Genomic DNA, 13,024 nt, shown 5'->3' with positions numbered 1-13,024 from the left:
TCGTTATAGATTCAGATAACGAAACGCCTGTGTTATATACGTGATTGCTACAGTGCTACTACCTAAGAATATATCAATTAAAAATCAATCAGTTAATATTGTAGATGATTTCAGATAACGTCCCTTTAAAGAATGTCATATTCTAAACAGTATTGTGCATTTAAAAAAACTGTTTATGCAAAAATTATTACTTATCGAATCAGTACTTATCAAATTGTTATTCACTCAATAGTTATTAATATCAAAGGAATGTCTTATGTTAAAAAAGAACTTACTATCTATCGCCGTTGTGGCGGCAGCAATGTCATTAGCAGCTTGTAACGATAAAGAAGTCGTTGCTGAGCCAGTTGAGCCAGAAGCAACCACTGATGTAGTCGTTGAGCCAGAAGTCGCAGCTGAACCAATGGTTGAAGCGGATGTTGCCCCTGAAGCAGCAGCTACGCAAACTATTGGTGAGATGGCAGCTGGTAATAAAGACTTGACCATCTTGACCGCTGCACTACAGGCAGCTGGACTTGATTCGATGCTGATGGCTGAAGACAAGTACACAGTATTTGCCCCTACTGATGATGCCTTTGCTGCTTTATTGACTAAGTTGAACATTACCAAAGAAGAATTACTTGCTGATCAAGCGACGCTAAAAAGTGTGCTTCCATACCATGTCGTACCTATGGTTGTAAAAGCCGCTGATATTCCTTACGGTACTGCGATTGAAACGGCGAATGGTCAAACCATCACGATTAGTGATGCCAATGTCATTACAGATTCAAATGGTAATACCGCCAACATCGTTGGCACTGATATGATGGCAACCAATGGTGTAGTGCATGTAATTGATACAGTTTTATTGCCTAAATAAGTTTTGGTTAATAGACTTACTAAGTCTTTCTTGTAAACAGTAAATGATGTAAAAATACCTAAAGCCCAGCCATTGAGTTGGGCTTTTTGCTGCCTATTAATTGCTGCTAATAATTTGAGTCGATGCAATGTAAAAGGAATCCAGTAGTGCCTTATAACATTTGTATTTCTTTTATTTAGGACCGAATATGGTAGAAAAGAGGCAAGAGCGCACATACAAAAAAGCCCAAGACAATGGTCTCGGGCTTTTTTGATAACTGGCTAGTAGGCAAATACTTTACAGAGGATTAACGATGCTCTTTATTTAAAGGATCTTGTGCCGCTATTCTTTGTTGCTCTTTTAGATGACGCTCTTCCCAATAAGGCGCGTTTTTGATACCGAATTTTGCAGGATCAAATGTATAGCGCGTTACACCAGCTTTACGCTGTGCTTCATAGTCTTTAAGCATGGTAAGCGTCGGACGTGCCACAAAGAAGATAACAAGAATACCAACAATATTGAGCCAAGCCATAAGACCAACACCAATATCACCAATTGCCCAAATATAACCGGCTGAGTTAAGACCACCATAGGCAACCATCACCATGATTAGGACTTTAACTAAAAATAGACCAGTTTTGTTGGCACCGCGACCGATAAAGCGCGTCAAGTAAGCAACGTTCACTTCAGCGATGTAGTAGTAAGCCAAGATGGTTGTAAAGGCAAAGAAGAAGACGGCGATAGCGATAAAGGTATTACCAAAACCACCATAGACAGATTCCATTGCCATTTGCGTAAATGCTGGAGCGTTGATTTCAGTCGTAGCCGCTACATTCTGGACGATGAATTGACCATCTGGTAATGTACCTTGGATGTTATAAGTACCCATCGTTAAGATCATAAATGCAGTAGCAGAACAAACCAGTAACGTATCAACATAAACTGAGAAGGCCTGTACCAAACCTTGCTGTGATGGATGCTCAACTTCAGCAGCAGCAGCAGCGTGAGGACCTGTACCTTGACCGGCTTCGTTAGAGTAAATACCACGTTTTACACCCCAACCAATCGCTGCACCAAAACCTGCTTGAGCAGTAAACGCATCACCAACGATTAAGCCAAATACTTCTGGAATCATCTCAAAGTTAGCAAACATGATGATCAGTGCAAGGATAATATAGCCGATTGCCATGAAAGGAACCGCATACTCGGTAAACGTTGCGATACGCTTGATACCACCGAAGATGATGATACCTAATACCACAAGAATAATACCCAATGCTACTAACCGCATAGAGCCAACTTCTAAGGCTCCAATGTTAACGATAGAACCTTCACCCATTACCTGCGCAAAAGCACTGATAACGCCGTTTGCCTGTACGCCTGGTAGGAACATACCACAAGCAAGGATAGATGAGATTGCAAAAAGGATGCCGTACCATTTTTGACCAAGTGCGCGCTCAAAATAGTAAGCAGGGCCACCGCGATATTCGCCAGTGATTACATCTTTTTCTTTGTAAATCTGAGCCAGTGTCGACTCAACATAAGCAGTAGATGCGCCTAGGAAAGCAACTACCCACATCCAAAATACAGCACCAGGACCACCGAAGCCGATAGCGGCTGCTACCCCTGCGATGTTCCCCATACCCACACGACCAGCAAGCGAGACGGCAAGTGCCTGAAACGATGAAATGCCTTGTTCACTAGATTTACCAGTAAATAGCAATTTGATCATTTCACCGAATAAACGTACTTGTACAAAGCGCGTCATGATGGAGTAAAATAGACCTGCGCCCAAGCATAAGTAAATTAATGCGGGGCTCCAAATAATTCCGTTTACTAAATTGACTAAACCTTCCATATATCTATTCCTTCAACTGTCTCAAAATGACTATATATGAGGATGCATAGAGTGAGTTAACGGTTTAATATCCTTATTAAAGCCAACCACTCAAATTATCTGCATGTACTTAAACAATGATTTAAGCTTCATATGTACATAGTCACCAAGAATGGACTGTAGTTGTCTGTGTTTATCCGCTTGGTTTATTATCAAAGTTTGGCTGTATTTGCTCATCTCTTGATATCATTTATATATAAATATCAATCGATTGGCGATGGTTGCCATCTTTTTACTGTCTCTTTACTTTGGTAATCCGTCATCCTGCCATAAACATAAACGCTGTTATAAATAAACCAGTGGATAAAACAGGCGGTTATAATTTTAAATACCCATCATCGCGATGGTATTCAGCTTACTATGAGCAGTATCGGCTAAGTACAATTGCGTAATAGAGTCATAAAGCGATGATTTATCTGTCTATTAATCCTTTTACATGATAAATAAACGAATCGCTAGTACTATGAAGAAAATAAGTCCACTACCAAATGTATGCAAACCGTACAGCTACGTAACTGCAATTTGCCATATTTTTTACCCAATTACTAGAAATTTCTTCTTAGCAGCAGCTATATATATGTTATGGCAAGCTTTATTATGACAACAAGTACCGTAGAATATAGCATAAGGGCGATTTATCTCAGTTTGGATGATTTTTCAATAATTCATGATAATTCAGGTTATATAGATACATAGTCAAAACAGAGCGAGAGATTATGCTACAAGTCGTTGCTTGCGGTTGTGTTTTGGTAACGATGAATTGTAAAAAAAGCGTTATAGCGCCATTATTAGCACAACATATTGTAGGCTACAAAATATAAGCTTATATAGTCATAGTATTGAAGTCAGTATCAAAAAAAGCAGTCAAAAGCCATTTTAAAATTTTGTTATCAGTTGTTTGATATTTATCATTATTAGGAGAATCCACAATGACCCGTAAATCCATTGTAAAACCCATCTTGCTATCAGCTGTATTAGCCACGTCTACTGTCGGCTTGACAGGTTGTGGTTATAATAATCTTCAGGCTCAAGATGAGCAAGTGACGGCTTCGTGGTCAGAGGTGGTCAACCAATATCAACGTCGCTCGGATTTGGTGCCAAACTTGGTAAAAGTAGTACAGCAGTATGCCAAGCAAGAGCAGGAAGTCTTTACACAAGTGGCTGAAGCCCGCTCACGCGCTGGTGGTATTACCGTAACGCCAGAAGTACTTAATGATCCTGAAGCGATGGAGCGTTATGCGGCGGCGCAAGAACAGATGACGGGTGCACTATCACGTTTGATGGCAGTGTCTGAGCGTTATCCTGAACTGAAATCTGATGCGCTATTCCAAGATTTGCAAGCGCAATTAGAAGGTACTGAGAACCGTATCGCCGTTGCTCGTAACCGCTATATCCAAGAAGTACAGGGCTACAATACGACTGTACGTCAATTCCCAACCAATATTACGGCAAAAGTATTTGGGATGAGTGCTAAACCAAACTTTAGCGTCGCGAACGAAAAAGAGATTTCTACTGCACCAAGCGTGGATTTTGACAATGGCGAGTCAAAGACGGCTCAATAGCAGCAAGTCAATAATGATGAATCATGCGTTTATTTCACGCGGGTATGCTTCATCTATTAAACGAATTGTGTAGCCGTCCTAGCGTTTCTTACTGGTATGAATAGGTTGCGTCTAATATTAAATATAAGCGTCTCTTAAAGCCTATTTATATCGTTAAGGCATTAAAAACAGGTAGAGCATCAAGTACCGATTAAATACTTACTGATTGCCGCTCTATTTATTAATTTAGTAAAGATCTGACTTGAGGTGGTATACAGTTAATGACTCATTTAAAAACACCCCTAGCAGCGTTGTTATTCGCCCTTACTATTGGTAGCGCGTCTACATTGTATGCGGCGCCCGATGACAGTACGCTTGCTGCCGATAGCACCACGCAAAATCGCAGTGTGGAAGACTTAGTGGCTATTGCAAAAGCCGCTGAATCCAATGAAGCTATTAATGATGCTGTTTTAGGCAATGAGGCGATTAACGAAACCATACTCGGTAATGAAGCTATCAATCCTAATGCGTCCAATAATGAGGGCGTGGCAGAGGCAAATGCGACCAAACGTCCCCCTGTTAAATCAACTGCTGACAGTGTCGATGTAGACAAACTGATTTTAAACAATCCTGTCATCGACCAAGCTAATATCTTAAACCCACAAGAGAAGCAGCGCTTAGAAGCACAGCTACGTACAATTTATCAGCAAGGTTTGGCACAAGCAGCAGTGGTGATTGTCCCAACTACCAATGGCATGCCTATCTTTGATTATGCCTTGCAAGTTGCTGAAAAATGGCAGCTGGGTAGTAAAGATATCGATGATGGCTTGCTTGTGGTTGTCGCTGTCAATGACCGTGATATGTATATATTGACAGGTTATGGACTCGAAGGTGTACTGCCAGATGCGGCGGTCAATCGCATCATTCGAGAGGATATTACCCCATTATTTAAGCAAAATAATTATGGAGCAGGGATATTGGCAGGCGTAACGGCCTTACAAAGTCGTTTATCTGCTGATCCTGAAGTGCTTGCTCGTGCCGATGCGCAGGCAGCTGAACGTACTACCCAACAAGGCTCAGACGAGCTGCCATCTCCTATTTTTCTATTCATCATGGCGATGATATTTGGTAGCTTTATTACCAGTATATTTGGTCGAGTATTCGGTTCAGTGCTGACGGCCGGTGGTTTTGTTGCAGGTTCACTAGCATTGGGCGGTGGTCTATTTATGACCATCATCATGGCGATATTTTTATGGCTGTTCTTGATTTCACGCGGCGGCGGTAAAGGCGGGTCTGGCGGCGGTAAAGGAGGTAGAGGCGGTGGTATGATATTCCTGCCGGGTATGGGCGGCGGCGGTGGCTTCGGCGGCGGTGGTTTTGGTGGTGGCGGTTTTGGTGGTGGCGGTGGCGGTTTTGGTGGTGGCGGCGCTGGCGGTTCTTGGTAAGCATTAGCCCGTTGTTTTTCAGTGGCTTCATAGCTACCTAGTAAAGACACTAAATAACCATTAGTAATGACGTACTTGAGGAAATAGTATCATGGCAGAGAATAACGCTTCAAAATCCAGCTTTGCCCGCTGGTGGCGACAAGTCTTATTTATCCCCGTTTTGCATAGTAAATGGTTAACGCCCGCGGCAAAAGCTCGGTTGACAGAGCGGGTGACACTTGCTGAGCAAGGTCACCGCGGCGAGGTATTTTTGATCGTAGAAAATCATTTGCCTATTCAAGAGGCCTATCATAGCGACTGCCGTGACCGTGCGATTGATTTATTTAGTGAGTATCGAGTGTGGGATACTGAAGAAAACACGGGTGTGCTGATATACGTCAATGTTTGCGAGCACAAGCTTGAAATCGTCGCTGATCGCGGTATCAGTGCCCATGTTAGCCCAACAGTTTGGCGCGCAATGTGTGACAAAGCGGTAGTCGGTATTGCCAATCAGAAGACAGAAGAAAGCTTGACTGAATTGCTCGATGAGGTTGGTCAAGTACTGCGCCAGTATTATCATCTGGAGCAAAACCCATCAGGTAATGAGCTGTCTGATACGGTGGTTTTTTTAAAATAAACCCTGACGGCCATCAGCATGAAAGATTACACTAAACACTTATCGCTATATTTAATAAATAACCGATATATAACGCCAATACTGGAATATTATGATTGATCTAATAAAAAGACTGCCAAAAGCAGAACTGCATTTACATATTGAAGGCTCGCTCGAGCCTGAGCTTATGTTTAGATTGGCAAAAAAGAACCAGATAGAGATTCCTTATAAAGATATAGAAGATGTGCGTAATGCTTATAACTTTACCAATCTGCAGACGTTTTTAGACATCTATTATGCCGGTGCCAATGTCATGATTACGCAGGATGACTTCTACGATTTGACATGGGAATATATTCTCAAATGTGTTGAGGACAATGTCATTCATACAGAGATATTTTTTGATCCGCAGACGCATACGGCAAGAGGCGTGGCGTTTGAGACAGTCATAACAGGCATCAAACGTGCACTGGCTGATGCCAAAGCACAATACGGTATTACCTCTTGTATTATCATGTGCTTTTTACGGCATTTATCACAAGAAGAAGCATTTGAGACGTTAGAGCAAGCATTACCATTTAAAGACGATATTATCGGTGTCGGTTTAGATTCTTCAGAATTAGGCAATCCGCCATCGAAGTTTATAGAGGTATTTAAAAAGGCAAAAGAGGAAGGCTTTAAGTTGGTTGCCCATGCTGGCGAAGAAGCGGATTTCTCTTACATTTATGAAGCGTTGGATTTATTGGATATCAGTAGAATCGATCATGGCGTGCAATCTATTAAAAGCGCTGAGCTGATGCAGCGTCTAAAAGATGAGCAGATGCCGCTCACCGTATGCCCGAATTCTAATATCGAGTTGAGAGTATTTGACAATTATAAAGAGCACAACATCAAAGAGCTGCTAGATTATGGTCTAAATATCACGGTCAACTCAGATGACCCTGCTTATTTTAAAGGCTATATCAATCAGAACTTTATTAATATCAGTGAGAATTTGCCATTAACAGAAGATGATATTATCACCTTGGTAAAAAACTCTTTTAGATCGTCATTTATCAGTGATGAGCTAAAGCAGCAGTATTTGGACAAAGTCGATCAAGCGGTAGGTTAATGGTTTGTCTATTATAGTACGCCCATTCTTTTTACTAACTCTGGCAGGATGACACCAGCTTTTGCTGCCAGAGTAATATCGACTAGCGTATTTGGTGTCGGATAAGGATTTATCTCGATAATTTTGGCACCGTTATGTTTTGCCAGTTGTGCCAATCCAGCAGCGGGATAGACGAGGCTAGAAGTACCGATACTAATAAATACATCACAATTCGCGGCAGCTTCCTCTGCTGTCTGCCATGCCCGCATCGGTAACGACTCTCCAAACCACACAATATCAGGTCTGATATAACCATCACAATGCTGGCAAGTCATTAGAGCTTCATCAAAGCTGATGCTATTCTCGCTGTTATAAGCGCCTTTTAATTGGATTGTATAAGGTGTCTGACATTGACTGCATCGGTTACGCCATAGATTGCCATGCAGGTGGGTAACAGCGCTACCTGCTTGCTCATGCAAATCATCAACATTTTGAGTAATGAGGGTCAGTTGCTGATTAGTCGATTGACTGTGATACTGCCACTGTGCCAATGCTGTATGGGCAGGATTGGGTTTTTTACTAGCCACGAGCTGTCTGCGCCATTGATACCATGACCAAACCAGCTTTGGATCGCGAGTAAAGGCATCTGGTGTCGCCAAGTCCTCAGCCCGATAATTCTCCCACAAGCCAGTTTGCTTATCACGAAAAGTCGGAATGCCGCTTTCTGCTGAAATCCCTGCGCCAGTTAAAAGGCAAATATGCTGTTTTGATTCTAATAGTTCGGCAGCACGCTCTACTTCTGCTATTAACGCTGATGATAATTCTGCTAACATAAGCTAACCCTTGCTAATAATGGATATCCTTTCTTATGATAGACGGAATTTGGTGGCTTGTCATATTGACGGCAGTTATCGTTGGATTATGGTTTTTTGCAAAATCACGTGCACCAAATAACTTGCATGATACAAAGTCAAAAGATAAGAAAAAACCGATAAATGACGCCTTACAAAAGACGGCGGAGATGATTAAGCAGTATTTTCCTGATTATCGAGTGACACGAAAGGGCAGTCATTTGCTCGTTACTCGACAAAATATAAAAATCGCGATGATTACGATCGACCCCAAGCTTGCTGCTAGTCAACGCCGTTTGGGTGATATACCAGTGATTAATTATCAGCGTGTACCTAGCCGTGCGCAACTGGATGCCAATTTGCAAGAGGCAGAGTAGATTGGTACGAATATTTAGCTAGGAGAAGTAACACTCCGTCATAAGTCAGCATAAAATGGAATTGACAACAATATATACAACATTTTATAGGTATTAACAGACGAGCTTATTAATGATAAAAACTTCAAGGTTTTGTTTTAAATGATTTTATCGATGTTAAGTAATGCTAGGGAAGGGGGTAATACGATGATTGGTGCGCTCGGCGGGAATCGAACCCACGACCCTCGGCTTCGGAGACCGATACTCTATCCAACTGAGCTACGAGCGCAAAAGTGCCTAGAAATAAAGACCGCTTAGTCTAACAAATAAAAGTCATAAAGCCAATGAATGAAGCCAGCTATTGAGGTTTTTTAAGAAAAAACAGCATAGTCCGCAAACAGGCATGGCAATCTACCCGTCTTTTCCCTTATAATGTCAGGGAGAATCCATATTTATAATCACCGATTACAAGTGCGCTCGCATGCGGGATGGCTGTTTGCTATTGACAACGGTTTGTTGTCAAAGGAGGACAGACAGAATGTCTAAGTCTTGCTGACCCTTGTATACGTAATAAGAGAACGTGACGAATGAGAAAAGTAGTTATGTTATCGGCAGCTGCCATTCTAGGAATCGCTAGTATCGCTGTGAGCCAAGCTGAAAGTGCTATAGATACACCCGTTACTATATCTGCTGTCGCAGAAGGCAAAGAGGTTGTCGAAAATGCCCCTCAAAAGCTAGGTGATGAGCCTCAAGCGGCGGCTGACACCACGGATGGCGCTGCTTCTGCTGATGCAACTGTACAAGCAGACGCGACAGCAACAGATACACCAGCTGCGGCAGCCGCACCAGCTGTTGTTGAAGAGCCAATTCCACAAGATACGCCGCAAGTACAGAAATTGATTGCGTTATATCCGAACCTGATTGCTCGTATTCAGCCTGTTGCCAAAATATGTTTTGAAGAAGATGAAGTTTGTGACGTGACGGCTCGTTCTGCTGGTCCAGCTGCAGGCGATGGTCCTCGTGATGGTAAAGCAGTCTATAACGCGGTATGCCAAACTTGTCATGCGTCAGGACTGCTTGGCTCTCCTAAGTTAGGTGATGCGGGTGCTTGGGGACCTCGTATAGCAAAAGGTAAAGATACCCTATATACCCATGCTATCAATGGTTTCAATGCTATGCCTGCCAAAGGCGGCGCAGATATCCCTGATGAAGAAGTGCAAAATGCCGTTGATTATATGGTTGGTGAAGCCAGCTAGTTTTTATGGCTAAGGTGCTTTAATATCGCACTTTAAAAGGCAATAAATAAAAAGCACCTATCTCATAGTGAGGTAGGTGCTTTTTTATGTATGATTGATAGGACTCATGTCGTCGTTATGATATACCACCGTTGAAATAGCTTCCCTTAAGCCTCACATTAATACACGACAGCAACAATTATAAGAATTGGCATGCTGATACAGCATTTTTTAGATTAATCATTCATAAAGAGGTATTCATGTCTGAAGTACCAGCACTATCGATTCAGAATTTATCCAAAACTTATAGCAACGGATTTTCGGCATTAAAAGATGTCAGTCTTACGGTTCCGCAAGGGGGATTTTTTGCATTACTGGGACCAAATGGTGCTGGTAAGTCAACGATGATTGGCATCATCAGCTCGCTCTTTAAGCCAACAGCGGGTAGTGTCCATATCTTTGGTACGGACTTGTTATCTGATCCCTCAAAAGCCAAGCAATTTTTGGGCGTAGTACCGCAAGAGTTTAACTTTAATCAGTTTGAAAAAGTTGAAGACATTCTTATTACTCAAGCAGGCTATTTTGGCATTGCAGCAAAGGAAGCAAAACCGCGTGCAGAGAAGTTGCTCAAAGCTTTGGGACTTTGGGACAAACGTGACAGTAAATCGCGTGAGCTCTCAGGTGGTATGAAGCGTCGATTGATGATTGCACGGGCGCTCATACATAAGCCACGTCTATTGATATTAGATGAACCGACTGCTGGGGTTGATATTGAGCTACGCCGCTCAATGTGGGAGTTTATGGAACAGATTAATATTGAAGAAAACACCACCATTATTCTAACTACGCATTATCTTGAAGAAGCTGAGCAGCTGTGTAAGCGTATCGCGATTTTGGATCACGGTGAAATTCGTATCAATACTGAAATGAAAGACTTGCTTGCGCAGTTATCGGTTGAGACTTTTGTCTTTGATGTGGCGACTCCGTTAACACATCAAATAGTATTAGCTGGTGTGACGGATGTCGTGCAGCCGGATGATTTGACGATTGAGGTAACATTGACAGAAGGTGAGTCGTTAAATGGTGTCTTTACTCAATTGTCTGAGCAAGGTATTACGGTTGCGAGTATGCGTAATAAAGCCAACCGTTTAGAAGAGCTGTTTATGCGTCTGGTAGATAAAAGCCTACATGAGCCTTTAAGCTCGTAGCTCTTTAGCATTAGCTACCTTTGAAAGTTGGGTTTTATAACGAATTTTTATGAATAACAAGACCGTATTAATAAGTCTTCATTCAACATGTATATTAAATAGAATAATCAGATAGGCAACTCTGTTTGCACTAGAGACTATTTACTCTAGCAAGCATAGGCGCTTAGGAGAGATACCGCATGAACTTTGCACAACGCTGGATTGCATTTCGCACTATTTTGGTCAAAGAAGTGCGCCGAATTCTACGTATTTGGCCGCAGACGTTATTGCCGCCAGTCATTACCATGAGCCTGTATTTTGTCATCTTTGGTAAGATGATTGGACCACGTGTGGGTGAAATGGGCGGTGTGCCGTATATGCAGTTTATCGTGCCTGGTTTGATTATGATGGCAATCATCACTAACAGCTATTCTAACGTGGTCTCAAGTTTTTTTAGTGCCAAATTCACCGCCAGTATCGAGGAGCTTTTGGTCTCGCCCGTATCAAAACATGCTATTTTGATGGGCTATATCAGCGGTGGTATTTTCCGCGGATTAGCGATTGGTATCATTGTCTCGATTGTGGCGCTGTTCTTTACTGATTTGGGTATTGAACATTTATTTGTGACCATATTTACTGTCCTTGGCACCTCTATTCTGTTTTCATTGGGCGGCTTTATTAATGCTGTATTTGCCCGCTCTTTTGATGATATCTCCATCATTCCAAGTTTTGTATTAACGCCGCTGACCTATCTTGGCGGGGTGTTTTACTCGATGGAAAACTTATCACCATTTTGGCAAAATATCTCATTATTGAACCCAATCGTTTATATGGTCAACTCATTCCGTTATGGGATTTTGGGCTATTCTGACGTCAATGTCTGGTATTCAATGGGCGCTATTTTTGCTTTTTGTGCGATATTTTATACCATTGCCTATCGACTATTAAGTGACGGCTCGCGCGTACGTTTGTAGGAAGAGTAAGGTTTATATAAATCTTTCATTCCATTTGAGCACTTGAACTGGTTAATAATCTTACTAAAACTTTAAATATTATTTAATTTCAATCATTACTATTAGGAAATACCAATGAGTATCCACGGTATCTTGGGTGAACAAACCACTGATTATCCAACTGAGTATAGTCCAGAGACGTTATATCCTATTGCTCGTAGCATGGGGCGAGAGGTCATTGGTTGGCAGGATGATAAGCTAGAGATAGGTATCGATTGGTGGCAGGCATTTGAGCTGTCATGGTTAAATGAGCAAGGTATATCGCAGGTCGCGATAGCACGCTTTGGCATTCCGGCAAGCTCGCCATTTATTGTTGAATCAAAGTCATTGAAGCTTTATCTAAATAGTATCAACTTTACTGAATTTGGTAGTTGGGAAACAGTACAAACGCTGATAGCGAAAGATTTGTCGAAATGCGTACAAGCTGAAGTTAATGTTGAATTGTTTGATTTAGAGGATGAGCATTCAGGGCTATTGATCGCCCAGCCTGATGGCATTTGTATTGATGATGCACTAGCGGACAGTACTGAGAAAGTAGCATTAACGCTGCATCCTGATGCGTCATTATTAGAACATAATTCAAGTGACGCTCACATAGTAGATGGTAAAGCTTTTAGCTTTTATTCTAATCTATTACGTAGTAATTGTCCGGTGACCAATCAGCCAGATTGGGGGACATTGGCAGTTTCGATAACCAGTAATAAGCCCATTAATAACGCAAATATGCTGCGTTATATATTAAGTTTCCGTCAGCATAATGGCTTTCATGAGCAGTGTGTTGAGCAGATATTTGCTGATTTGAGTCAATGCTATGAGCCAAGTGAGCTCATGGTTCGTGCTTGGTATACACGCCGTGGTGGCATTGATATCAATCCTTGTCGTGTGAGCGATATTGCATTATTGCCTGTGCCTAGTCGTTTGATTCGTCAATAATAAAAGCATTGTGAATGGTTGTTAAATAAATCTCTAAGAATAA

12 protein-coding genes and 1 tRNA gene are annotated in these 13,024 nt (G+C 41.8%); 10 read left to right on the top strand and 3 right to left on the bottom strand.

Going from position 1 to position 13,024, the window contains the following annotated elements; genetic code table 11:
- The first annotated feature begins 256 nt into the window (after nucleotides 1-256).
- The gene (locus OEG80_RS10365) at nucleotides 257-859 is read left to right on the top strand and encodes a fasciclin domain-containing protein (protein ID WP_149492873.1); all 603 of its coding nucleotides are present in this window, start codon (nucleotides 257-259) and stop codon (nucleotides 857-859) included.
- Nucleotides 860-1,145: 286 nt separating this feature from the next.
- On the opposite strand, the gene OEG80_RS10360 is transcribed toward OEG80_RS10365, so the two are convergent.
- Nucleotides 1,146-2,696: an alanine/glycine:cation symporter family protein gene (locus tag OEG80_RS10360; RefSeq protein WP_020442782.1), complete on the bottom strand. Its 1,551-nt coding sequence runs from the start codon at nucleotides 2,694-2,696 to the stop codon at nucleotides 1,146-1,148.
- Nucleotides 2,697-3,664: 968 nt separating this feature from the next.
- Between OEG80_RS10360 and OEG80_RS10355 the strand changes: the two genes are divergently transcribed.
- From OEG80_RS10355 to OEG80_RS10340, 4 genes are all read left to right on the top strand, one after another.
- Entirely contained in the window at nucleotides 3,665-4,297 is a 633-nt protein-coding gene (locus OEG80_RS10355; protein ID WP_263240714.1) for a LemA family protein, read from the top strand.
- Nucleotides 4,298-4,557: 260 nt separating this feature from the next.
- Nucleotides 4,558-5,721, top strand: a complete 1,164-nt coding sequence (locus tag OEG80_RS10350) for a TPM domain-containing protein (RefSeq protein WP_263240713.1) — start codon at nucleotides 4,558-4,560, stop codon at nucleotides 5,719-5,721.
- Nucleotides 5,722-5,812: 91 nt separating this feature from the next.
- The gene (locus tag OEG80_RS10345; protein ID WP_020442785.1) at nucleotides 5,813-6,337 is read left to right on the top strand and encodes a TPM domain-containing protein; all 525 of its coding nucleotides are present in this window, start codon (nucleotides 5,813-5,815) and stop codon (nucleotides 6,335-6,337) included.
- A gap of 91 nt (nucleotides 6,338-6,428) precedes the next feature.
- Entirely contained in the window at nucleotides 6,429-7,427 is a 999-nt protein-coding gene (locus tag OEG80_RS10340; protein WP_263240712.1) for an adenosine deaminase, read from the top strand.
- A gap of 11 nt (nucleotides 7,428-7,438) precedes the next feature.
- On the opposite strand, the gene OEG80_RS10335 is transcribed toward OEG80_RS10340, so the two are convergent.
- The gene (locus OEG80_RS10335) at nucleotides 7,439-8,239 is read right to left on the bottom strand and encodes an NAD-dependent deacylase (protein WP_263240711.1); all 801 of its coding nucleotides are present in this window, start codon (nucleotides 8,237-8,239) and stop codon (nucleotides 7,439-7,441) included.
- Between the two features lie 35 nt (nucleotides 8,240-8,274).
- On the opposite strand from OEG80_RS10335, the gene OEG80_RS10330 reads away from it, so the two are divergent.
- A complete protein-coding gene (locus OEG80_RS10330) occupies nucleotides 8,275-8,634 on the top strand; it encodes a hypothetical protein (RefSeq protein ID WP_020442788.1) in 360 nt (119 codons plus the stop codon).
- A gap of 191 nt (nucleotides 8,635-8,825) precedes the next feature.
- Here OEG80_RS10330 and OEG80_RS10325 read toward each other — a convergent pair.
- A tRNA-Arg gene (locus OEG80_RS10325) sits at nucleotides 8,826-8,902 on the bottom strand.
- Nucleotides 8,903-9,200: 298 nt separating this feature from the next.
- On the opposite strand from OEG80_RS10325, the gene OEG80_RS10320 reads away from it, so the two are divergent.
- From OEG80_RS10320 to queF, 4 genes are all read left to right on the top strand, one after another.
- Nucleotides 9,201-9,869, top strand: coding sequence for a c-type cytochrome (locus OEG80_RS10320; RefSeq protein WP_263240710.1), 669 nt, complete (start codon nucleotides 9,201-9,203; stop codon nucleotides 9,867-9,869).
- A gap of 239 nt (nucleotides 9,870-10,108) precedes the next feature.
- Complete coding sequence (locus OEG80_RS10315; protein WP_149492904.1) at nucleotides 10,109-11,056, top strand: ABC transporter ATP-binding protein; 948 nt, start codon at nucleotides 10,109-10,111, stop codon at nucleotides 11,054-11,056.
- Nucleotides 11,057-11,235: 179 nt separating this feature from the next.
- Nucleotides 11,236-12,009 carry an ABC transporter permease gene (locus OEG80_RS10310; protein ID WP_011512829.1) on the top strand — a complete coding sequence of 258 codons (774 nt, stop codon included), beginning with the start codon at nucleotides 11,236-11,238 and terminating at the stop codon, nucleotides 12,007-12,009.
- A gap of 114 nt (nucleotides 12,010-12,123) precedes the next feature.
- Nucleotides 12,124-12,981: an NADPH-dependent 7-cyano-7-deazaguanine reductase QueF gene (gene queF / locus OEG80_RS10305; RefSeq protein WP_263240709.1), complete on the top strand. Its 858-nt coding sequence runs from the start codon at nucleotides 12,124-12,126 to the stop codon at nucleotides 12,979-12,981.
- Nucleotides 12,982-13,024 lie beyond the last annotated feature (43 nt).

The organism is Psychrobacter sp. SC65A.3, assembly GCF_025642195.1.
GTDB classification, from domain to species: Bacteria; Pseudomonadota; Gammaproteobacteria; order Pseudomonadales; family Moraxellaceae; genus Psychrobacter; species Psychrobacter cryohalolentis.
This window is presented reverse-complemented; position numbering and strand designations above follow the sequence as displayed.

Coding starts and splice junctions, on each gene's coding strand:
- OEG80_RS10315 (WP_149492904.1), top strand. CDS start 10,109: ATGTCTGAAGTACCAGCACTATCGATTCAGAATTTATCCAAAACTTAT.
- OEG80_RS10310 (WP_011512829.1), top strand. CDS start 11,236: ATGAACTTTGCACAACGCTGGATTGCATTTCGCACTATTTTGGTCAAA.
- OEG80_RS10350 (WP_263240713.1), top strand. CDS start 4,558: ATGACTCATTTAAAAACACCCCTAGCAGCGTTGTTATTCGCCCTTACT.
- OEG80_RS10320 (WP_263240710.1), top strand. CDS start 9,201: ATGAGAAAAGTAGTTATGTTATCGGCAGCTGCCATTCTAGGAATCGCT.
- OEG80_RS10365 (WP_149492873.1), top strand. CDS start 257: ATGTTAAAAAAGAACTTACTATCTATCGCCGTTGTGGCGGCAGCAATG.
- OEG80_RS10355 (WP_263240714.1), top strand. CDS start 3,665: ATGACCCGTAAATCCATTGTAAAACCCATCTTGCTATCAGCTGTATTA.
- OEG80_RS10335 (WP_263240711.1), bottom strand. CDS start 8,239: ATGTTAGCAGAATTATCATCAGCGTTAATAGCAGAAGTAGAGCGTGCT.
- queF (WP_263240709.1), top strand. CDS start 12,124: ATGAGTATCCACGGTATCTTGGGTGAACAAACCACTGATTATCCAACT.
- OEG80_RS10340 (WP_263240712.1), top strand. CDS start 6,429: ATGATTGATCTAATAAAAAGACTGCCAAAAGCAGAACTGCATTTACAT.
- OEG80_RS10345 (WP_020442785.1), top strand. CDS start 5,813: ATGGCAGAGAATAACGCTTCAAAATCCAGCTTTGCCCGCTGGTGGCGA.
- OEG80_RS10330 (WP_020442788.1), top strand. CDS start 8,275: ATGATAGACGGAATTTGGTGGCTTGTCATATTGACGGCAGTTATCGTT.
- OEG80_RS10360 (WP_020442782.1), bottom strand. CDS start 2,696: ATGGAAGGTTTAGTCAATTTAGTAAACGGAATTATTTGGAGCCCCGCA.